The following is an 18748-nucleotide window of genomic DNA, read 5'->3' as shown; positions in this document are numbered from 1 at the left end:
TATCACTGAATTTGTATCACAGGTTTATCTGTACCTATCGCCATTACCAAATCAGATTGAATTTCAATCTGTCTGTCACCAAGATCAACATCAGCTCTTTTTGGTAAGACAAATGTTCCAAGTTTTACATCTGTAAGTTTGCCTGTACGTCCTGCATTTACTCCACTTGTAATCATTACTTGGACTCCTTTTTGGAGCGGTATAATATCGAGAATCTTGGTTTTTGGCGTTTCAACTACACATGTATCTCCCACGTTTACCTTTGCGTCAGAAATTAGAGTTCGGCCATCATGAAATCCTAATTGAGTTTTTTTACCCCTTATAGTTACCTTTGAAATGACTTTGAGCAATTTCTTTGTTTTATCAGATGAGTTAATCTTGATTGGCTTCAAGACAGTCAAATCTTTTGGAACAAGTCTGTAAATGTCAGAGACTCCATCCAACTCAACAACATCCATCAAACCAATTCCGTGATGAAGTGATTTTCTTACAACGCCATCTATCTTGACTTTTCCACTATATATGACAGATTTTGCTTCTCTTAATGAGGTAGCAAGTTTTAGGGTATCACGGAGAAATACCGCAGTTGGAATTGATACGTCTTTTTTATGACCACCAGGTTTGACTGTAACGACAAATCGTTTGTCTTTTCTTGTAATGCCCCAGAAAAGTGGAGCCATTTGTCTTTTTAGTTTTTTACTTCCAGAGATGCTAACCATTACTTATTCCCCTTTGGTTTTTCGGTTTGTGATTTATCCTTTTTATCAGTCATTTTAGTATCCTTTGTCTTTTCTTTAGTAGCCTCTTTTTGTTCTTTTGGTTTTACCTCTTGTGGTTTTGCCTCTTTTGGTTTTACAACTTTTGGTTCAGGTGTAATTACGGGCTTTGGAGTCTTTGTTTTTTGTCCAGCAAGTCTATTTTGTCTCCATTTGTCTTCAAGATTTAATGAAGTAATAACTACATTTGATGGGTGAATGTAAATGTCGACATTTCCACCTTTGAGTTTTTCACGTTTTATTCCCTCTATAGCAATTCCTCTTTTCTCTGTAGAAACTCGAGTAACTTTACCTTCAATTCCTTTGAATTCACCACGTAATACTTTAACACTATCGCCTTCGGTAACGCGTATGCTTGTACAATGATATTTTTCTTTAAGATCTTTGGCAAGGTGTGAGCCAAGTTGTTTGCTAAGTAAATGTTTTGATGCAGTGTAAAGCATTCTTTTTCGGATTGTTGTCGGCTTCATATTATACCACCATAGATGCCAAGTTTGCAATTCTCGGATACTTTTCAGCTGCCTCGACTGCTACTGGTCCCTTGATTTCAGTACCTTTGATTTCACCCTCTGGGGTTACAAGTACTGCCGCATTATCTTCAAATGTCACTCGTGTTCCGTTCAATCTTCTTACTGCGTATTTTTGTCTGACAATAACCGCACCAAATATTTGTCCTCTAAGTTCACCAGGACCTTTCTTAACTACAACGTTACAAAAGTCACCAACAGCTGCTGCAGGATAACGAGCAACTCTGGTCTTTGTTTTTTGAACCATTACAATTTCTAAAATCTTTGCACCAGTATTATCAGCACAGACTACTTGAGCTCCTAATGGAAGTGCTCTAGTAACATATGGTCTGAATTCTTGAACTCCTTTTGCGGATACTGCACGACTTTTTGTTGCGCCCATTATGATACTACCTCAACTACAACAAAAGATACACTTTTTGAAATTGGTCTGCATTCAGCTGTAAGAACAATGTCACCTTCTTTTACATCAATACATTGAGGTCTGTGTGCGTGTAACTTGCTTTGACTTCTAGCATATCGCTTTAACTTGATATCAAATCTTGGAAATTCTTGCTGTACTACAACAGTCTTGGGAGCTTTAGCACTAACTACTTTTCCTTGAACCAGTTTACCCCTAACACTTAGGACTCCATGAAATGGACATAGATCATCATTGCATTCTGATTTGGGTGCTTTGACTTGTATGCCTATATTTTTTGTCATGCTTTTACTCCCATTCTTTCAAATGATCTTTTTGCGATTGATTTTCCATCTACAATAGAAGTTACGCCATTTAGATTAAATTTCCACATTGAATCTACTTTTGACATGTGTTTTATGCCAGTTGAAGTTTCAAGAGTAAACATAGATTTAGTTTCATCAAGTATTTTTCCATGCAATCCTATCACTTGCGAATTGCTAGATTCCACAATAGAGGTTTCAAGTCCAATTAATTCATGACGTGTAATATTTTCAGCTGTAATCATTTGGTTTTCATCTCATTTAATCTAGTTAATACTCTTGCGATATCTCTTCGAAGTGGTTTTACTTTTCCACTATCTTTTCGTAATGTTCCCTTGGATGCCTCAATTTTTAATTTAGTCAACTCGGAACGTAGTTGACCTAGTCTATCCTTAAGATCAGTCTCGTTAAATTCTCGAACAGTCTTCATCTTTATTCTGGCCATTACTTGAGCTCCTCTTCTACCTCTTCAAAGGTTTCCACTTTTTCAATCAATTTTTCTTCCAACTCGATTACCTCACTTTCTGTACGTGGCTTTGTTGGATCAATTTGTGCCTCCTCTACAATTTCAATCTCTAATGGCACTTCCTCAACTATTGGTTTTGCTTCTTTCTTGATTGCCTTTAATTCAAATTCTGGAATGAATCTTTCTTTTCTTGCAATTCTGATTCTAACTCCAATAAGACCCATTTTTGTCTGAACATGTGCAATATCTTCTGAAACTATTACCTCAGCTGCATGACCAGCACGTGGAAGTATGCCTTTGCTATGTTTTTCAAAGCTAGAACGATCACCTCTTAATTTACCCGAAGTTGTTATTTGTACACCCATTGCACCTGCTTCCATTATAGTCTGCATTGTCCACATCACAGCTCGTCTAAATGCGGTACCTCTTGCAAGGTGCTGGGACATTCTATTACACATCACACTAGGTTCAAGTTCTGGTTTTACAATTTCAATTACAGATATCTGCGGATTTTTAAGACCAAAGTCTTTTTCTAAAACTGCAGTAAGATCTCTTATTCCACTTCCTTTTCTTCCAATTACAATTCCAGGCCTTGTAACGTGTAATCCAACTCTGGTTCCAGTTGGAGTTTTTTGAATATCAACTTCTGAAAAACCTGCTTCTTTGATTGCCTCTCTTAGATAATCTTTCAAGAGCATTAATTTGTAACTATCATTGATTACATTTTTGACTGAGGACATTTCTACAATTCCTGAGCTACCAGCTCAACATGAGTAAGAATGTCTACTTTAGGTGATGAACGTCCCATTGCACGTGGAGTAGATCTTTTAAGTTTTCTGCCTTTGTGGACAGTTGCATTAACTATTTTCAATCTATCAAGATCCATACCACGGTATTCTGCGTTTGATTCTAAATTATCAAGTAGTTTGAGAAATTCATTTGCTGATTTTTCTGGGTATCTTCCAGACATCACACCAGTATCTGATTTGTGACCAACTTCGTTATTGTATCTCTTAAACGGCACCGCACGTTCCAATCTTGTAACAGACTGGAGAAAACCTCTTGCAGATTCTATAGACATGCCTTTTATGTGATGTGCAATTTCTCTTGCATGTTTGTGAGAAATAGTTTTTTCTCTTAATGCAGAACGCACGTGTCTTGTCTTATCATAATTTTGGAAAGCGTAGTCAAAATGCATAGATATCACTTTAATGGTACATACAAGCTAGATCTTGATGCTCCCACACCAGGTGCTCCATGAACAACTCTCTTGTTGGTTAATACAAATTCTCCAAGGTAATGTCCAACCATCTCTGGTCTGATTACTACTGGTTTGAATTCTTTTCCTGAATAAACATGAATTGTAATACCTGTAAAATATGGCAAAACTATAACATCTCTAAGATGGGTTTTGATTTGTGTGTTAGTCTTTCCAGCATTTGCAGCTTTGACTTCTTCGAGAAGTTTGCGCTTACCATCTGTAATCCCTCTTGTAAGTGATCTTCTGGCTCTAGATGGCAAAAGTTTAAAGAGATTCTCTAATGACATGGCCTTTAATTCTTCGATCTGTAGACCTCTATACTTGTACTCTTTAACCATTTATTCTCACCATTACTTTAGTTGATTCAAGACTAACCATATTATAGCATTCCTATCTTTGTGGCCAAGTCTCTTGCCTTTTCAACTGTCTGGAATTTTACAAATGCTTTCTTACCATATATGGTTCTGCAGATATTTACTCCAACTGGATCCTCTTTGTAAAGAAGAGTTATCGCCTCTACAATTTTTGGTTTGGTTGCTTCTTCTTTTACCAAGAAACAGATTCTGCTTTGATTTTCAACTAGTGCAAATGTCTTTTCTGTAATGTATGGTTTCAAAATGATGTGATTTGCTTCTTCAATATTCATTTTGTAGTCACCATGATTTCAAGATGAGGAGATTTTATTTTGGAAATTTCTTCAATAGCACCCTTTGTGAATACGGTTAATCGGATTGGTCTTGCACCAGGAGCCAAGTCAAGTACGCTGATATTTTTTACGTTTACTACATCTACTCCCAAAATAGAGCCTGCAGCTTTAGTAAGGTTCTTAGAATCTTTTACTACAAGTAATACACTTTTTCCTATCTTTGCTTGTCTACCCCTAAGACGAGGTTTTCCTGTGCGAGCTTTTCTCTCTTTTAGCCTATCAATATCTTGCGACAGATGTAAGGCATCAAAAATCTTTGCTAATTCTTTTGATTTGAATACTGATTCAATTTGATCAGATACAACTATTGGAAATGAATTTATTTTATCCACCTTGTGACCTCTAAGCTTTACGAGAGTAGATGAAGTTGTTGCGGCCAATGCAGTACATAGTGCAAGTCTATTTTCCTTCTTGTTTAGCATTTTGTGTACTATTTTTTCTGAAGTTGGAGGATGAGCTTGTCTTCCTTTACGTGTCATTGCAACACCACCGGCTTGGCCTTGTCTTCCACCTCCACCACCTGCCATTCTTGCAACTCTTGCTTGGTGATGACCTGTAGGAGGACTGTTTGATTCTGCAACCACGTCCATTCCAGCGTTTGGATATCTGCCTTGTCTTTGAAATGCATGAGATTCCAAATGTAGGTATGCTTTGTGGATTAGTTCATTTCTAATTGGAGTTGAAAATACTAGTGGCAATTCAATGTCGCCATCGCTTGAACCTGTTGTTGAAAATACTGGAACTTTCATTTGTTAATCATGACCTCTAATATTTTTGGTGGTGTAACCTTTGTCAACTTTGGTCTAACAGGAGCACGAAGTTTTACAAGCCTTCGATAAGTTCCTGGAATTGAGCCACGTATTACAACATAATCACCTTGGACTACTCCAAAGTGTTTGTAACCGCCAGCTGGGTTTATTTTTAATTCTTCATTTGCAGTGTTACTGATTATCATGATTCTGTTGTTATACTGAGTTCTCTGATGGAAACCTCGTTGACCAGCTCTTGGAACTGTGTACATGATAGTTGAAGGACTAATTGGACCTAGCGTACCAAGAGCTCTTACACTCTTTCGTGATTTGTGTTGTTTCTTCTTGACACCCCATCTTGTAATTGGACCTTCGATACCTTTTCCTTTTGTAATAGCTGCAACGTCAACTTCCACTCCCTTTTGGAACACTTGATCAATTTTGACTTCTTTTCCCAGAAGATCTTTTATGAATGCAAATTGTTTTGGAATGTCGCCGCCTTTAACTGAAACTTCAAAAACGTATGGCTTCTTTTGTTCAAGTCCTGCTTTACGTGGAAGAATAGCTGCAATTGCAAAGAGTTCATCAATATGACTAAGTGATTTTTCTGCTCTCTCAATTCCTTTTTCATCTGGTTTTGTTTTGAAAAGTCTTGAAAGTTCTTTTGGTAAATCTTTTGCGTAAACATCAAAAGTTGAATCAACACCATATCTGTCTCTTGAATAACCTCTTATTCCAATTATGGACATTGGCGGTGTAACAACTACAGTGCCAAGTCCGACAAGTTGTTTTCCAAAATTAGGAGTCTTTTCACGATCATCAATACTTGCAATACGCATACATGCTGCTTTGAAACCGGCATAGCCCAGAAGTTTTGGCTGATCTGCTTTCACATCTGGCCAGGTTCTAATTCTGGCTTCCATGCTCTTCGCTCTACCCCTTGGCAAATATGCAAGGCTTCCCCTCCTAGGTTGACTATGCTTCCTATGACCCATAGATAAATTGCAATTGTCGAAAACCCCATTATAAGTCTATAAGTAAAAAAGAGTAAAATTCGATTTTTAAATTGAGATCTTAGTGCCAAAAGTGCATTATACTTGAAATCATGACAATACTTCCAATTATAATTCCTGCAACACCTGCAATAATTCCAAAAAGTAAAAATTTTTTTTTCTCCAATATTTTCTTACCAATCCAGATCCATATTAAAACTAGTTACGAGTCAGAGTATTCAACACAGCAAGAGTTCCAAGAATGGCCTCTTCTAGTCTAACAGTCTCTGTTGCTTGATCTGGAAAGAAATTCAATACTTGCGATCTTGGAATATTACCAATATTTTTTCCCACGATTTCATGGACCCCTTTTTTTGGAGAGCCAAAAACAATCAAGACATTTTCGTGTGAGATTTCATCAAAATATTTTTGAGTTTTATGTATAGTTTTGCCTTTTCTTGATGTAAGTATCACAGGTGAGCCCCAAGTGCTAAGAAAATTAGTAAGATTAGATATCTCTTTAACATCATATCCCCAATACTGTGAGATCTCTTCTTTTCCAATCTGTTTTATTGAAAATTTTGGATATCCTTCCTTGAATTGAACTATGACTCTCTTTCCTTCTTCATCTTTGCCATAATAAGGAATTAATTCTTCAAAACCAACGTTGACAAATTTACCTCCTCTAGAATATACAACAACGCCATCTCTGATATCTCGTGCTTTGACTTTTTTTGGATCAGTTGTTTGCACATGTGATGGAATCTTGAGCGGACTAAGACTGCCAGCAAATTGCAAGTCGCTACTCATAGGATAAAGCATTCTGCGAAGATATTGTGGTGTTTCAAGATAACGAAGAATAGTTCGAAGCAATGATCTATCCCTGTCAGAGCCGCTAGATTCTTTGTAGATGTAAATTTCATTTACATGAAATATCGAACAAGCCCTTGCAATCTGAGATATCTTCATTGCCTTGTCAAGAGGAGTTGGCTCTTCAGATAATGACGAATCAGGGATTGCTATTGAAATTTTCAATGTATGCTCTAGATTGTTGCGTTATAAAATATTAGGTGCTACTTTGGTCTCTTGGCGATATTTTCTTTTGCTTTGGAAGCAAAGTGTTCAATGTCTTTCTCAGATGTTCTTGTCAGCAGTTTAGTAGCGGTAGGAATTTGAGCCATCTTGATGTGTTTTACACCTTCTTTTTCTTCACTTACAAGATAGATTGATTCAATTGCCATGGCTGCTGCTTCCTCAACTGACATGTCATGCTTGTAATTTTTTTCTAGAAATTCAGTAACTTGATCTGCACCGGCACCAATTGCAACTGCATCGTATGAGATGTATGTACCACTTGGATCAGTAAGATATATGGTGCTTCCACTCTTGTCAATTCCTGCAATTATGAGTGCGACACCAAATGGTCTTACACCTGCATATTGAGTATATTGCTGGGCTTGATCTGCCAAGTGTTTTGCAACTGCTTCTACCTCTATTGGTTCATCGTATATCATTCTGTTACTTTGTGAAAAGAATCTAGCATTGTCTACTTGTGATCTTGCATCTGGGATGTAGCCTGCTGCTGCAACTCCAATGTGATCATCTACTTGGAATATTTTTTGAGTAATATCAGAATTTTGTAATTTTCGTGGTTTTTCTTCTACTGCAAGTATGATTCCATCCTTGCTCTTGACACCTATTGCAAGAGTACCTCTTCGTACTGTCTCTATTGCATATTCAACTTGGTAAAGTCTGCCATCAGGCGAAAAGACAGTAATTGCTCTATCATAACCTGCAGCTGCTGGAAGCATTTCAAAATTCTTCCTTTGAAGGTTTAATTTAAGTTTATACAACTTGAGAACATGCGTTTTGAGATCTCATTTCGCGGTCACAAAAATGTAAGATCACTTCATCCAAAATCAATTGAGATAACAACTGAATCAGATCTTACAGTAAATGGAGATTGCATAGTAGGTGTAAATGCATCATGTGGATGTCTTGGAATTCCAGATGAAATGAAAACATTGTTGCAAAAACCTCAATCAGAGATCACATGTACAATACTAGTTGGAAACCATTCATTCAAAGTAAAAGGCAGAGGCAGTGCGAAGCTTGCTTTGACAAACCCTCATGACATTGTAATTAGAAAAAGCAATTTCACATGTCCAAGAACTTTGTCAATTGGATGTGATACTGCATCAGATTCAATTCCACGACAAATAGTAGATGCTTTACAAAATCCGGAGACTGTAGGAATTTTCAGAATAGAAATAAAATAAAAAATTTATTTCGGAATATGTGGTGAAGAGTTGCTTTCAAACACTTTAGTCATTGCGCGGTTTACTATTTCCATCACAACATGTTCTTCGTAATTTGATTCTAGAGAAACATTTTTTGGATTTTTTTTCTTTATTTTAGAACCTACATTTTCAGAGATGTTCTTCATTACTTTCTCTAATTTTACAGATGTTTCTGCAATCATCTTTGAGAATTCAGTTTCAAAGTTGGCTGGAAGTTTGTTGCCCATCAGTCTAACTGATGTTCCATAATATTTCAAAACAGCCCCTCGGACTTCTTCCATTTTTACAATTTCAACTAATCCTGCATTTTTTAAAACATCGATGTGATGCCTTATTGTAGTGGTTGCTTTTTTGTATCCCATTTTGTTTAACTCTTCTACAATCCGTTCTGTTGGAAGTTGCTTATGATATAGAATTTGGAGAATTTTAATTCGTGCAGTATCATCAAGGGCTTTTGCTTGGTCTGCATTAGTTGTAAGTATCTTGTTTATTTTCAGTTCTTTTTGTAGTAGTGTTGACATATTCTGACTCATCTTTTGTAGTAATCCTAAAAGATCAAGAGATCATATTTTTTTGTCCAATACGTAATTTTTTTTTATGCTCTATATTTGATCAATCCGTCTGAATGCTTCTAGTCACAATGTAACATACAATAACACATACTGATGTATATCATAATACTAGTATCAAATTAACAACGGTTGTATCAATATCATACCACTACTAGTGTTATTGTATCGGTACAAAAAATACTAAAAATTTTAAAAAAATAAAAAATTTAGAAAAACCTGTCGACCTGATGGGTCAAATGGTCAGTAGTGAGAAAAAATACAGAAGGGTTTGAATTTGAAATTCGAGTTAAAACTTGATTCCAGTTATCTTTTCATATGCAATGATGTATCTTGACGACAATTCGTTGCACAAAGTATCTGACAGTTGTGGTGCAACAGGTTCTTTTCCTTCGTTTCTATCATCTTCAAACTTTTTTTGATATCCGTTTGCCGCAAGCCAGTCACGCAACAGTTGCTTGTCAAAGCTTTCCTGAATCTTTCCAACCTGGTAAGACTCTTTTGGCCAGAGGCGATACTCATCAGGTCCAATAGAGTCACCAAGCACTATATCATTTCCTATCTTTCCAAACTCTAATTTCAAGTCAGCAAGTACAAATCCTGCAGCATCTGCAGTCTGGAACATTTGTTGATAAATCTCAAGAGATGTCTTTTCAAGCCATTCAAATTCAGTTTGGGTTACAAGACTTTTGTCAATTGCATCTTGTTTTGATATTGGTATATCATGGGTTTCAGATTTTGTTGTAGGATCAAAGATTGGCATCTGGAGTTTTGCTGCAAGTTGTGGAACTGAACCATCTGGCAACTTGACCTTGCCATCTTTCCATCTTTGTACAAGACTTCCATAGAAGTATCCCCGTACCACGCATTCAATTGGAATCATTTGCATTTTTTTTACGACAATCTTGTCCTTGCCCTCGGTTCTGACATAGTGGTTTTTGATTGGTAGTTTTTTGAACCAGAATTCGGCAAACCTGCATAGCACCTCGCCTTTTTTAGGAATTGGAGTTAAAAATTTAACATCAAATGCAGATACCCTATCGGAGAAATGAAATAAGATATTTCCATCCGGAAGCTCGTAAATGTCTTTTACCTTGCCTGAGCGTAAAAACTTCAAACAGGCGGTCATTGAGCAGACTTGGATTTAAACTGATATACCGTTTAGAGTCAGGATAGGAAAATTATTCATTTTGTGGGCTTGCCAGCAAGTGCAGGTAGAGTAGTAGTTGAGAGAACGTTTGACACTAGACGGATTTTTTTTGTAACTATTTTATCAAGTTCTGCTCTTGTCGGAGCCTGAACTTTTACAAATATATCATACTGACCAAATGTCCCAGTCGCTTCCTTTACACCATCAATTTTGAGAATATCGTTCATGACATCCATCTCATGTCCCATTTTGCTTTTTACCAAGACAAATGACAGTTCCATATCATTCCCCTTTGATTTCTGCCCGAGTTTTAAACATAGGCTTTATTCCCAGTGAAGAATAATCACCGCTTGAACATGTAAAGCACATCGAGTCATGCTCCATTCCAACAGCAGCTGCCAAGTTCTTTGCATCATTATATCCAAGAAAGTCAGCCCCAATGATCTGTCTTACTTTTTCTGTAATCTCATCTTCTGTGTATTTCTTACCATCTCCCATGTATGTAACAAGTTCATCTTGTGATGGAAAGTCTATTCCGGCATAACATGGGAATTGAATTTGTGGAAATGTTATTACCATGCTTATCTTTTTTGCGCCAGATCTTCTTAGTGCCTTGATGATTGCCTTGGAACTAGTACCTCTAACAAGACTATCATCTACTACAACGACATGTTTTCCAGAAATTACTTGAGTGATTGGAATTATCCAGCGATTTATCTCTACTCTATCTGCTTGATGTGGTTCTATGAAGCTGCGCAGTGGGCCTTTTCTACTATATCTATCCTTGAGTAGCCCTTCTTCAAATGGTACACCCAGTTCTTGAGCATATCCCAAAGCAGCAGGTCTTGCAGAATCTGGAACCGGAATTACAATGTCTGCATCCTTTATTGCAAACTTGCGGGCAAGAAATTGTCCAATTCTTTTTCTTGCCAAGTAAATGTTAGAGCCCTCCATCACACTTGAGGGGTGTGCAAAATAAGTAAATTCAAACGAGCAGTGAGCTGGCTGTTTTACTTCTGAAAACATTTCGGATTCTATTCCAGCATTACTAATCTTGATTAGTTCTCCAGGTTTTACATCGCGTACTAGCTGAGCACCTACAGCTGAGAGTGCGGCAGACTCGGAAGCAACAATGTAAGTGTTATTGTCTTTTCTATAACCAAGTACCATTGGTCGAAAACCTTTTGGATCACGCGCTGCATAAATCGCATTATCGTCAGATACAAATGTAAAGCAAAACGAGCCAACCATTTCATTTTTCAAAATAGATAATGCATTTCCAAGTTTTCCATTATCTGCCATCAATGCAACAAGCCTCTGGGCAGCAATCAGAGTGTCACTTACATTTTGAGGAGTAAATGTACAACCGCCAACCATTCCAGTCAGCTCCTCTACATTTGATATTGTACCATTATGAGCTATACACAGATCCTTGACTTTGAGAGGCTGTGCGTTTTCGAGATTACTTTTACCCATGGTAGAATATCGGACATGCCCTATTGCTGCAGGAGATATGTAATCACGTGTAAGTTTATCAAATTCAGTTATGGCGGAAGATACCAGCCCCAGTTGTTTGTATGGCTGTTTCTTTGGTACTGCAACCCCCCATGCTTCTTGACCTCTATGCTGAAGTGCCCTCAGGGAATCAATTATCATGGGAATTACGTTTGCACCGTCCAAGCTAAAAATTCCAACTACGCCGCAGTTTTCTTTAACCATGTGTTACAAGCGCCTCCAACGAGTTTAACCATTTTTCTTGTGCTTTATCAATCCTTATACAAGCAACAATTTTTGATTTTTCTTTGAATGTCATGTTTTTACCAGAAAAATCACCAATACTTGCATGTGTTATGCCTTTTTTTTCAAGAAGTGACATTACTTTCTTTTCGTCTTGTTGAGATATTACAAGTAAAAACCTAGAGTGTGTTTCAGAAAATAATAGTTCGTCTAATCGCAATTTATCTGATGGAATTTTTTCAACAAATATCATACATCCGATTTCATTTGAGATGCATAGCTTTGATATTCCTACACCGAGTCCTCCCTTGGAACAATCATGTGCAATTTTTATAACATCTTGATGTATGAGTTCCAAGACAGCGTCCTGAATTTTTTTGGACGACTTCATATCAACAATTGGACACTTTCCTCCAATCACTCCATGGATGTATTCATAGTATTCAGAACCACCAAGTTCATCTTTTGTTATACCTACAATTATCAACAGATCACCATTTTCGATTTTCTTTGGAATCAGAGGTTTTCCTTCATTTAGACCAAGGACTCCAATAAGCGGAGTTGGCTTGATTGGTCCCTCATCAGTCTCATTGTAAAGACTAACTTTGCCTCCAACACATGGAATTTCAAAATATTTTGCATAGTCAGTTATAGCTTGAACCGATTCCTTGAACGTCCAAAATATTTCTGGATCTTCTGGATTTCCAAACTGGAGATGATCAACCATTCCAATTGGTTTTGCTCCAGTGCAAATTACATTTCTACAGGCCTCATCAAAGCATCCAATCACGCCCTCCCGTGGGTTTATGTAGCAATGCTTTGAATTTCCATCAATTTTTACAGATAGGAACTTACCGTTGTCTAGTCTGAGAGAGGCACCATCGCCCCCAGGTTTTACAACCGTTCTGATACCTACCTCATGGTCATATTGAGAATAGACCCAGTGTTTGCTTGCAATGTTAGGATTTGAAAGCATCTTCAAAAACGTTTTTGAGATATCAGTAGGCATTGTAGGTTTTTTGACTTGTTCAAGTGCACTCAGATATTTGGGTTTAGATGATGGCCTATCAAGAAGAGGGGCATTTGCAACAATTTGACTTGGAAGTTTTGCAATCGTATTTTTGTCTAGTTTTACCTCCATCATTTTATCTTCATGAACTCTACCAATAACAGAATATGGAACTCTGAATTTTTCACATATTTTTTTAAGCGTTGTAAGTTTTGCAAGATCAGTAATAACAAGCATTCTTTCCTGGGATTCAGATACCATCAGTTCAGATGGCGACATGTTTTGCTCCCTCTTGTGAACAAGTGACAAGTCAAGTTCAATTCCTATACCAAGTGCATCTGCAGTCTCCGATATTGCACATGACAACCCTCCACCTCCGAGGTCTTTCATTGCCTTGATGCATTTTTGATTCCTTGCCTCCAGAATCACTTCAATTACTAGTTTTTCAATAAACGGATCTGGTATCTGTACAGCTGAGCGATTATCTGCATCTAGATTGTCAGAGGCAAACTGTGAGCCACCAATCCCATCTCTTCCAGTAGAGCCTCCAATTAGAACAACATAGTCTCCCTTTTGAGCCCTATTTCGTATGAGATTTTCTTTTTTGCCAAACCCAATTGCGGCCACATCTACTAACGCATAATTTGTAAAACACTTGTCAAACTCAATTTCGCCACCCACTGTTGGAATGCCAAGACAGTTACCATAGTCTGCAATCCCCCTTATGGCATTTTTGAATAGCCATCTTGCATGATGATCTTTTTCTATATTTCCAAATCGCAGTCCATCTAAAATTGCAATAGGTCTAGTTCCTGCAGACAATATATCGCGAATTACTCCACCAACACCCGTTGCAGCTCCCCCATATGGTTCCACTGCAGATGGATGATTATGACTTTCAATGTGTACAGTGACAACATATCCATCTCCTACATCAAGAACACCCGAATCATATCCTGGACCAGATATCACACGTTTTCCTTCCTTTGGTAAAATCTTGAGATATTTTTTTGAAGACTTGTAGGAACAGTGTTCTGACCATTCAGCTGCTACAATCTGAAACTCCAAAGGATTTGGCTTTCGGCCTATCTTTTTTTCAAGATATTTGGACTCTTGCGGAGTCAGACTCATGCTATTACGCCCAAGGTGTTTAGAAGTGATTCAAAGATTAATGATGCCGGTTTTGCATTTTTTGGATTTATAATTTGCTCAGCAGACCTTTCAGGATGGGGCATCATTCCAACAACATTTCCTGCCTTGTTGCATATTCCAGCTATGCCAAGAGATGCACCGTTAACTTCTTCGACATAAGTAAAGACAATTTGATTATTTTTCTTTAAAGATTTTAGCGTAGCATCATCTGCATAGTATCTCCCTTCCCCATTTGCTATAGCAATGGGGATTCTCTGATTTAGTTTGAGTTTGTTTGTAAATGGAGTCGTGTTGTTTTTTACAATTATCTCAGTCCACTTGCACATAAAATTCAGCGACGTGTTTTTGAGCAGAGCACCTGGCAAAAGACCTGATTCTACTAGTATCTGAAAACCGTTACACACCCCAAGAACAGGCATGCCTTTCTCTGCCATCTTTTTAATATCTTTTATGACAGGGCTATGAGCTGCAATTACACCTGCTCTGAGTCTGTCGCCATATGAGAATCCACCTGGCAACACAATAGCATCAATATTCTTTGGCAATTCATCAGTATGCCACACAAGTTGTGAGTCAAGATGAAAAACATCAGTTAGAACATGGTGCATGTCTCGATCGCAATTACTACCTGGGAAGACGATTACTGCAACCTTCACATCTTACATTATTTTTTGGAGATATTAAATTGAATCGGCAATAATTTTTTAAAACTAATTTATGATTACACCATACTATACAGACATGTTGATCGCATATTTGGTATAGCGATCATATATTTGCCGTATTTGTGTCCTTATCGTTTTATTACAGCAATAATTCCCAAGAACAGATGTTAAAGTTAGGAACTCCGCCTCCTGTTACCACAACCCTAGTTGTTATAAACACTGTAATTTTTGCATATGGAATTCTAAGTAACACCCAGAATGCAATAATTTCCAATTACGGGTTTGTTCCAAATGGCCTGTTCAAGGATGGCTATCTTCTGGATGGTATTTTGAGAATGTTTACATCAATGTTCATCCACGCAAGTATTGCCCATATTGCATTCAATCTGTTTGCACTGGCATACATGGGAGGATATGGAGAGAGATCAATCGGCAAACGAAAGTTTATCGCAATTTACATAATGGCAGGACTTGGCGGAGCACTATTTCATGGAATCATTGCGTCATACATACTTGGAAACGGAGACTCTGTACTGATTGGGGCATCAGGGGCAATCTCTGGCGTTCTTGGAATCTCGGCAGCGATGGGAGATATCAGAGGGTACTATTGGCTTGCAATCCAAGTGCTCTACGTATTCATCGGTTCTGTCACATCAATTACCATAGCATTTGCAGCCCATGTTGGAGGATTTATCACAGGACTTGTACTGACAAAACTACTCATCGACCTTGAACGCCGCAAGAGAAACTTGTATAGAATTTGATTTATTTAATTTTCTAGTTTTGTGTCAAATTGTAGAATAAAATTAAAAAAATATAAAGCTTGGAAAAAATACTTTGACTAGGTTTTATTTTAGAAAAGTAGAATCGTTTTTATGCCAATATTTGGAGCTACTAGCTATGGGTCTAGTTCGCGATATAATGATTCGCTCTGTAATAACTATAGAACATGACAAGACTGCAAAAGACGTTGCATTGCTTTTTGCAGAAAAGGGAATTAGCTCCCTTGTCGTAGTAAAGGACGACAAGCCAATTGGACTTGTAACTGAAAGAGACCTTGCCCGCAAAGTCTCAACAACAGACAGAAAAAGTGCCGAAGTTCCACTATCAGAGATCATGTCAGCCAACTATAGGTGGGTAGAACCAATGACTCCAATCGAGGACGCCGTTCAAAAGATGCTAAACAAGAATGTCCGCAGATTACTAGTATTAGAAAACGACAAGCTAGTAGGAATCATAACAGAGACTGACCTTGCAAAATACTTGCGGAGTAAGCTGCTAATAGATGGGGCAGTAGATGATGTCACTGCTCTTAACAGAAAAGTAGTAAAAACCGGTTAGACTTTTAGAGTCTCAACTGAGACCTTGCTTACAAGGGGATTGTAAATTCTAAATTCATTGCATGCATCCAAGACAGATTTTTCTGCAGATTCCTTGCTTTTTGCATCAATGATAAATCGGAGCATCTTGGCAGAACGGACCTTTTTGATCGCTGTTTTTTTGTCCTTTAGAATCAAGTCGTTAAAGATAGTATCACCCTCCGGGTCTACAATTTCAGGCTTGTTTTCAATTATTATATTGACTTTAAAGGAAGGCATAAAATGCGTTTATCTATAATCAATTTAAGCTTTGAGAAGTCTGCGAAGATGAAACCAATTTTTGATCCAATCCAATATAAAATTACTACCAAGGCAAACTGGAATACAGTAGCTCCAGACTATCATTACAACTGGGCAGACCAAAAAGTAGGACCATTCAAGTCTACTACAGAACTTGTAAAAATAGCAGATATCGTACCTGATGACAAGGTACTAGATGTTGCATGTGGAACAGGTGTTGTTTCAAAAGAGATTTCACAATTGCTAGGTCCAAAAGGCCTCTTGGTTGGAATTGATCTGTCTAGAACCGCACTGAAAATAGCAAAGGGGACAATTACTTTTCCTAACACAAATTTTCTAGAAATGGATGCAGAAAATATTGGATTTAATTTCAAGTTTGATAAAGTCACATGCCAGTATGGAGTAATGTTTTTTCCAGACTCGCATAAAGTCTTAAAATCAATTAAAAAAATTCTAAACCACAAAGGCATGGTAGTAGTTGCAGTGCACGGGCTAGCAGAAGACGTACCATATTTTAGTACAATAATGAAGCCCATCCTAGAACATATTCCAGATATCAGACCTGGGGGAACACCTACAGTGCACAGGTTTGGCAACCCCAAAGATTTAGAGTCAGAGTTGGCAAAGGCAGGCTTTGTAAATGTCACAGTTGCAAGACATGAATTTGTCTACAAGCCAGGAACCTTTGAAGAATATTGGAAAGACTATATGCATTCTACTGCAAATTCAATCAGAGCCAAGTTAGAAAGCCATGGTACAAAAATCATGAATAAAATAAAACAAGATGCAAAGAATAATGCCTCAACATATGAGAAAAATGGCAAGTTGATATTCCCTTGGACTATACTAATTGCATCAGGGTTTAATGATTAAAACATCATTTGATTTTTTTAGCATAAGATACAAAGTCAGATTCATACCAGATTGTCTGGGCCTCTTTTGCATTATCTGTAAATATGTTGAGTGCCACATGGGCAAAGTTTTTGCCTTTTAGAGCGCCATGCCAATGAAGAATATTTTTTGGAATAAAAACAACATCGCCCTCTTGTAGATTTGTCTGGGATAGTTTCTGTATTTTTGCAGTCTCTTTTTTGATACTTGTCTTTTTGTAAATTACAAGCATTCCTTTGCCTTTTGTCACCACAAGAATCTGTCCACCTTGATGATAATGCACTTTGGTTCTTGCCCCGTTGTTAAAATTTGCAAGGTAGACTTTTTCTCCTTTGATTTGGAGTTTAACAGAAATGTCATTTAACCACGCATTGCCTACAAAATATCTTTTTTTGCTTTTGACAAGGGCTTTGTCAGATTTTAATTTTGAGAGATTTAGTTTTGCCATTTCTGTCTACCATCTATAATCCGCCAAATTCATAATATGATGGAATTGATGGCGGTATGTTACCAGATATTATGACAATCTCATCATGTGCAGCTAGCTGGATTTTATCAAACCCGTCTTTGACCTCAGTTCCATTTACAAAGACCTTGAGATTCGTGTCACCATTTGTAGCTTCTTCAAAACTTGGAGATATACCAGGAGTATTGTCCCAGACCTCAATGAATTGTGCCAGAGTAAATATAATTTCACGTGGAGACTCTATGTGTATAACACCCGATGTGTCATGAGTATGTAACCAATAGAAACATACGTTTGGTTTTATCCCAATTCCTGCTGGAACTGTGACAGATTTGCCATCTACCATAACATCGAGATGAGCATGTATATGAAATACCAAAGCCTCCACTGGTTCACATTCCACCCCTTGTATTGGATTTCTAGGAGATGACTGATTCTCAGAAAAATATACGCCTACTACAAGCGCTATTGCAATTGCAGCTGCAATTCCAGTTGCCTTGTATCGAGAAGACTGGGATGCTACTCTCCTAACCTTTGCCGGCTCGTTCTTGTGAGACTCTAGATTGTGTTTATTTAATTTATCAGAATTTTCAAACGCCTTACCACAGATATCACATTTTTTTTCTGTGTCGGCCAACGCGGTGATTCTTGGATTAGGATATAAATTTCGTGTGGTCTTAATTTAGGAAACCCGTTTTTTGATCGTTGTCAAGTGTGACAACATTTTAAACCACCTTCTAAAACCCATAACCACATGCCAACGTAGCTCAGCCTGGCTAGAGCATCTGACTTGTAATCAGAAGGTCGAGGGTCCAAATCCCTTCGTTGGCTTATAAAATATCTCAAATTCCCAGACTATCATGCCTACCACAAATGTAATAAGAAAATTGTCGTAATACTGATAATCTATTTTCTGAAACAACAATGCAAATTATTCAAATTATTCAAATTATTCAAATTATTCAAATTATTCAAATTATTCAAATTATT

Annotated in this window: 27 protein-coding genes and 1 tRNA gene; 5 read left to right on the top strand and 23 right to left on the bottom strand. The window is 37.5% G+C overall.

Annotation, left to right across the window (positions count from 1 at the left end; all coding sequences use genetic code 11):
• Positions 1-2 precede the first annotated feature (2 nt).
• The 14 genes from C0Q33_RS08080 to psmA all read right to left on the bottom strand — a co-directional run bounded on the left by C0Q33_RS08080 (position 3) and on the right by psmA (position 8011).
• Positions 3-719, bottom strand: coding sequence for a 30S ribosomal protein S4e (locus C0Q33_RS08080; RefSeq protein ID WP_101478097.1), 717 nt, complete (start codon positions 717-719; stop codon positions 3-5).
• Positions 719-1246 (bottom strand): 50S ribosomal protein L24, encoded by a 528-nt coding sequence (gene rplX / locus C0Q33_RS08075; RefSeq protein ID WP_101478096.1) that lies wholly within the window; start codon positions 1244-1246, stop codon positions 719-721. Before rplX ends, C0Q33_RS08080 begins: the two co-directional genes overlap by 1 nt.
• Before the next feature lies 1 nt (position 1247).
• Entirely contained in the window at positions 1248-1685 is a 438-nt protein-coding gene (locus tag C0Q33_RS08070; RefSeq protein ID WP_101478095.1) for a 50S ribosomal protein L14, read from the bottom strand.
• A complete protein-coding gene (locus C0Q33_RS08065; RefSeq protein ID WP_101478094.1) occupies positions 1685-2008 on the bottom strand; it encodes a 30S ribosomal protein S17 in 324 nt (107 codons plus the stop codon). Before C0Q33_RS08065 ends, C0Q33_RS08070 begins: the two co-directional genes overlap by 1 nt.
• A complete protein-coding gene (locus tag C0Q33_RS08060) occupies positions 2005-2271 on the bottom strand; it encodes a ribonuclease P protein component 1 (RefSeq protein WP_101478093.1) in 267 nt (88 codons plus the stop codon). The genes C0Q33_RS08065 and C0Q33_RS08060 overlap by 4 nt, the downstream gene beginning before the upstream one ends.
• The gene (gene rpmC / locus C0Q33_RS08055; RefSeq protein WP_101478092.1) at positions 2268-2471 is read right to left on the bottom strand and encodes a 50S ribosomal protein L29; all 204 of its coding nucleotides are present in this window, start codon (positions 2469-2471) and stop codon (positions 2268-2270) included. Before rpmC ends, C0Q33_RS08060 begins: the two co-directional genes overlap by 4 nt.
• Complete coding sequence (locus C0Q33_RS08050) at positions 2471-3232, bottom strand: 30S ribosomal protein S3 (RefSeq protein ID WP_101478091.1); 762 nt, start codon at positions 3230-3232, stop codon at positions 2471-2473. Before C0Q33_RS08050 ends, rpmC begins: the two co-directional genes overlap by 1 nt.
• Positions 3233-3234: 2 nt before the next feature.
• Positions 3235-3690, bottom strand: coding sequence for a 50S ribosomal protein L22 (locus C0Q33_RS08045; RefSeq protein ID WP_101478090.1), 456 nt, complete (start codon positions 3688-3690; stop codon positions 3235-3237).
• Between the two features lie 5 nt (positions 3691-3695).
• Positions 3696-4091: a 30S ribosomal protein S19 gene (locus tag C0Q33_RS08040; protein ID WP_101478089.1), complete on the bottom strand. Its 396-nt coding sequence runs from the start codon at positions 4089-4091 to the stop codon at positions 3696-3698.
• A 41-nt stretch (positions 4092-4132) separates the two neighbouring features.
• Positions 4133-4399, bottom strand: coding sequence for a 50S ribosomal protein L23 (gene rplW / locus C0Q33_RS08035; RefSeq protein WP_101478088.1), 267 nt, complete (start codon positions 4397-4399; stop codon positions 4133-4135).
• Positions 4396-5208 carry a 50S ribosomal protein L4 gene (rplD, locus tag C0Q33_RS08030; RefSeq protein ID WP_101478087.1) on the bottom strand — a complete coding sequence of 271 codons (813 nt, stop codon included), beginning with the start codon at positions 5206-5208 and terminating at the stop codon, positions 4396-4398. The genes rplW and rplD overlap by 4 nt, the downstream gene beginning before the upstream one ends.
• Positions 5205-6203, bottom strand: coding sequence for a 50S ribosomal protein L3 (locus tag C0Q33_RS08025; RefSeq protein ID WP_101478086.1), 999 nt, complete (start codon positions 6201-6203; stop codon positions 5205-5207). The genes rplD and C0Q33_RS08025 overlap by 4 nt, the downstream gene beginning before the upstream one ends.
• Before the next feature lie 216 nt (positions 6204-6419).
• On the bottom strand, positions 6420-7235 hold the full coding sequence (locus C0Q33_RS08020; protein ID WP_101478085.1) for a putative RNA uridine N3 methyltransferase: 816 nt from the start codon (positions 7233-7235) through the stop codon (positions 6420-6422).
• Positions 7236-7273: 38 nt separating this feature from the next.
• Positions 7274-8011 (bottom strand): archaeal proteasome endopeptidase complex subunit alpha, encoded by a 738-nt coding sequence (psmA, locus tag C0Q33_RS08015; RefSeq protein WP_101478084.1) that lies wholly within the window; start codon positions 8009-8011, stop codon positions 7274-7276.
• Between the two features lie 51 nt (positions 8012-8062).
• On the opposite strand from psmA, the gene C0Q33_RS08010 reads away from it, so the two are divergent.
• Entirely contained in the window at positions 8063-8479 is a 417-nt protein-coding gene (locus tag C0Q33_RS08010; protein WP_101478083.1) for a DUF371 domain-containing protein, read from the top strand.
• Positions 8480-8484: 5 nt separating this feature from the next.
• Here C0Q33_RS08010 and C0Q33_RS08005 read toward each other — a convergent pair whose 3' ends face one another.
• The 6 genes from C0Q33_RS08005 to purQ all read right to left on the bottom strand — a co-directional run bounded on the left by C0Q33_RS08005 (position 8485) and on the right by purQ (position 14773).
• Positions 8485-9021: a winged helix-turn-helix domain-containing protein gene (locus C0Q33_RS08005; RefSeq protein ID WP_101478082.1), complete on the bottom strand. Its 537-nt coding sequence runs from the start codon at positions 9019-9021 to the stop codon at positions 8485-8487.
• Positions 9022-9358: 337 nt separating this feature from the next.
• Complete coding sequence (gene purC, locus C0Q33_RS08000; protein WP_101478081.1) at positions 9359-10186, bottom strand: phosphoribosylaminoimidazolesuccinocarboxamide synthase; 828 nt, start codon at positions 10184-10186, stop codon at positions 9359-9361.
• 68 nt (positions 10187-10254) lie between these two features.
• Entirely contained in the window at positions 10255-10500 is a 246-nt protein-coding gene (locus C0Q33_RS07995; protein ID WP_101478080.1) for an Lrp/AsnC family transcriptional regulator, read from the bottom strand.
• 1 nt (position 10501) lies between these two features.
• Positions 10502-11938 (bottom strand): amidophosphoribosyltransferase, encoded by a 1437-nt coding sequence (locus C0Q33_RS07990; protein ID WP_101478079.1) that lies wholly within the window; start codon positions 11936-11938, stop codon positions 10502-10504.
• Entirely contained in the window at positions 11931-14096 is a 2166-nt protein-coding gene (gene purL, locus C0Q33_RS07985) for a phosphoribosylformylglycinamidine synthase subunit PurL (RefSeq protein ID WP_101478078.1), read from the bottom strand. Before purL ends, C0Q33_RS07990 begins: the two co-directional genes overlap by 8 nt.
• Positions 14093-14773: a phosphoribosylformylglycinamidine synthase subunit PurQ gene (gene purQ / locus C0Q33_RS07980; RefSeq protein ID WP_101478077.1), complete on the bottom strand. Its 681-nt coding sequence runs from the start codon at positions 14771-14773 to the stop codon at positions 14093-14095. Before purQ ends, purL begins: the two co-directional genes overlap by 4 nt.
• Before the next feature lie 173 nt (positions 14774-14946).
• On the opposite strand from purQ, the gene C0Q33_RS07975 reads away from it, so the two are divergent.
• On the top strand, positions 14947-15546 hold the full coding sequence (locus tag C0Q33_RS07975) for a rhomboid family intramembrane serine protease (protein WP_101478076.1): 600 nt from the start codon (positions 14947-14949) through the stop codon (positions 15544-15546).
• A 136-nt stretch (positions 15547-15682) separates the two neighbouring features.
• The gene (locus C0Q33_RS07970; RefSeq protein WP_101478075.1) at positions 15683-16123 is read left to right on the top strand and encodes a CBS domain-containing protein; all 441 of its coding nucleotides are present in this window, start codon (positions 15683-15685) and stop codon (positions 16121-16123) included.
• Here C0Q33_RS07970 and C0Q33_RS07965 read toward each other — a convergent pair.
• The gene (locus tag C0Q33_RS07965; RefSeq protein WP_101478074.1) at positions 16120-16380 is read right to left on the bottom strand and encodes a phosphoribosylformylglycinamidine synthase subunit PurS; all 261 of its coding nucleotides are present in this window, start codon (positions 16378-16380) and stop codon (positions 16120-16122) included. The genes C0Q33_RS07970 and C0Q33_RS07965 overlap by 4 nt on opposite strands.
• 48 nt (positions 16381-16428) lie before the next feature.
• On the opposite strand from C0Q33_RS07965, the gene C0Q33_RS07960 reads away from it, so the two are divergent.
• Positions 16429-17274, top strand: a complete 846-nt coding sequence (locus C0Q33_RS07960) for a class I SAM-dependent methyltransferase (RefSeq protein ID WP_165776480.1) — start codon at positions 16429-16431, stop codon at positions 17272-17274.
• A gap of 4 nt (positions 17275-17278) precedes the next feature.
• Here the strand turns inward: C0Q33_RS07960 and C0Q33_RS07955 are convergent, their stop codons facing one another.
• Both C0Q33_RS07955 and C0Q33_RS07950 read right to left on the bottom strand, forming a co-directional pair.
• Positions 17279-17740, bottom strand: coding sequence for a cupin domain-containing protein (locus C0Q33_RS07955; protein ID WP_101478072.1), 462 nt, complete (start codon positions 17738-17740; stop codon positions 17279-17281).
• A gap of 13 nt (positions 17741-17753) precedes the next feature.
• Positions 17754-18395 carry a C2H2-type zinc finger protein gene (locus C0Q33_RS07950; RefSeq protein ID WP_101478071.1) on the bottom strand — a complete coding sequence of 214 codons (642 nt, stop codon included), beginning with the start codon at positions 18393-18395 and terminating at the stop codon, positions 17754-17756.
• A 119-nt stretch (positions 18396-18514) separates the two neighbouring features.
• Here C0Q33_RS07950 and C0Q33_RS07945 point away from each other — a divergent pair.
• Positions 18515-18589 (top strand) — tRNA-Thr (locus C0Q33_RS07945).
• Positions 18590-18748 lie beyond the last annotated feature (159 nt).

It is taken from the genome of Candidatus Nitrosotalea bavarica, assembly GCF_900167955.1.
In the GTDB taxonomy this organism is placed as follows: Archaea; Thermoproteota; Nitrososphaeria; order Nitrososphaerales; family Nitrosopumilaceae; genus Nitrosotalea; species Nitrosotalea bavarica.
This window is presented reverse-complemented; position numbering and strand designations above follow the sequence as displayed.

Excerpts from the sequence above, each read along its gene's own strand:
- C0Q33_RS08040 (WP_101478089.1), bottom strand. The coding sequence starts at position 4,091 with ATGGTTAAAGAGTACAAGTATAGAGGTCTACAGATCGAAGAATTAAAG.
- rplW (WP_101478088.1), bottom strand. The coding sequence starts at position 4,399 with ATGAATATTGAAGAAGCAAATCACATCATTTTGAAACCATACATTACA.
- purL (WP_101478078.1), bottom strand. The coding sequence starts at position 14,096 with ATGAGTCTGACTCCGCAAGAGTCCAAATATCTTGAAAAAAAGATAGGC.
- C0Q33_RS07955 (WP_101478072.1), bottom strand. The coding sequence starts at position 17,740 with ATGGCAAAACTAAATCTCTCAAAATTAAAATCTGACAAAGCCCTTGTC.
- C0Q33_RS08060 (WP_101478093.1), bottom strand. The coding sequence starts at position 2,271 with ATGATTACAGCTGAAAATATTACACGTCATGAATTAATTGGACTTGAA.
- C0Q33_RS07970 (WP_101478075.1), top strand. The coding sequence starts at position 15,683 with ATGGGTCTAGTTCGCGATATAATGATTCGCTCTGTAATAACTATAGAA.
- rplD (WP_101478087.1), bottom strand. The coding sequence starts at position 5,208 with ATGAAAGTTCCAGTATTTTCAACAACAGGTTCAAGCGATGGCGACATT.
- C0Q33_RS07960 (WP_165776480.1), top strand. The coding sequence starts at position 16,429 with ATGAAACCAATTTTTGATCCAATCCAATATAAAATTACTACCAAGGCA.
- C0Q33_RS07965 (WP_101478074.1), bottom strand. The coding sequence starts at position 16,380 with ATGCCTTCCTTTAAAGTCAATATAATAATTGAAAACAAGCCTGAAATT.
- C0Q33_RS08025 (WP_101478086.1), bottom strand. The coding sequence starts at position 6,203 with ATGGGTCATAGGAAGCATAGTCAACCTAGGAGGGGAAGCCTTGCATAT.
- C0Q33_RS08045 (WP_101478090.1), bottom strand. The coding sequence starts at position 3,690 with ATGCATTTTGACTACGCTTTCCAAAATTATGATAAGACAAGACACGTG.
- C0Q33_RS08050 (WP_101478091.1), bottom strand. The coding sequence starts at position 3,232 with ATGTCCTCAGTCAAAAATGTAATCAATGATAGTTACAAATTAATGCTC.
- C0Q33_RS08065 (WP_101478094.1), bottom strand. The coding sequence starts at position 2,008 with ATGACAAAAAATATAGGCATACAAGTCAAAGCACCCAAATCAGAATGC.
- C0Q33_RS07975 (WP_101478076.1), top strand. The coding sequence starts at position 14,947 with ATGTTAAAGTTAGGAACTCCGCCTCCTGTTACCACAACCCTAGTTGTT.
- rpmC (WP_101478092.1), bottom strand. The coding sequence starts at position 2,471 with ATGGCCAGAATAAAGATGAAGACTGTTCGAGAATTTAACGAGACTGAT.
- C0Q33_RS07990 (WP_101478079.1), bottom strand. The coding sequence starts at position 11,938 with ATGGTTAAAGAAAACTGCGGCGTAGTTGGAATTTTTAGCTTGGACGGT.
- C0Q33_RS08005 (WP_101478082.1), bottom strand. The coding sequence starts at position 9,021 with ATGTCAACACTACTACAAAAAGAACTGAAAATAAACAAGATACTTACA.
- C0Q33_RS08080 (WP_101478097.1), bottom strand. The coding sequence starts at position 719 with ATGGTTAGCATCTCTGGAAGTAAAAAACTAAAAAGACAAATGGCTCCA.
- psmA (WP_101478084.1), bottom strand. The coding sequence starts at position 8,011 with ATGCTTCCAGCAGCTGCAGGTTATGATAGAGCAATTACTGTCTTTTCG.
- C0Q33_RS08070 (WP_101478095.1), bottom strand. The coding sequence starts at position 1,685 with ATGGGCGCAACAAAAAGTCGTGCAGTATCCGCAAAAGGAGTTCAAGAA.
- C0Q33_RS08010 (WP_101478083.1), top strand. The coding sequence starts at position 8,063 with ATGCGTTTTGAGATCTCATTTCGCGGTCACAAAAATGTAAGATCACTT.
- C0Q33_RS07995 (WP_101478080.1), bottom strand. The coding sequence starts at position 10,500 with ATGGAACTGTCATTTGTCTTGGTAAAAAGCAAAATGGGACATGAGATG.
- rplX (WP_101478096.1), bottom strand. The coding sequence starts at position 1,246 with ATGAAGCCGACAACAATCCGAAAAAGAATGCTTTACACTGCATCAAAA.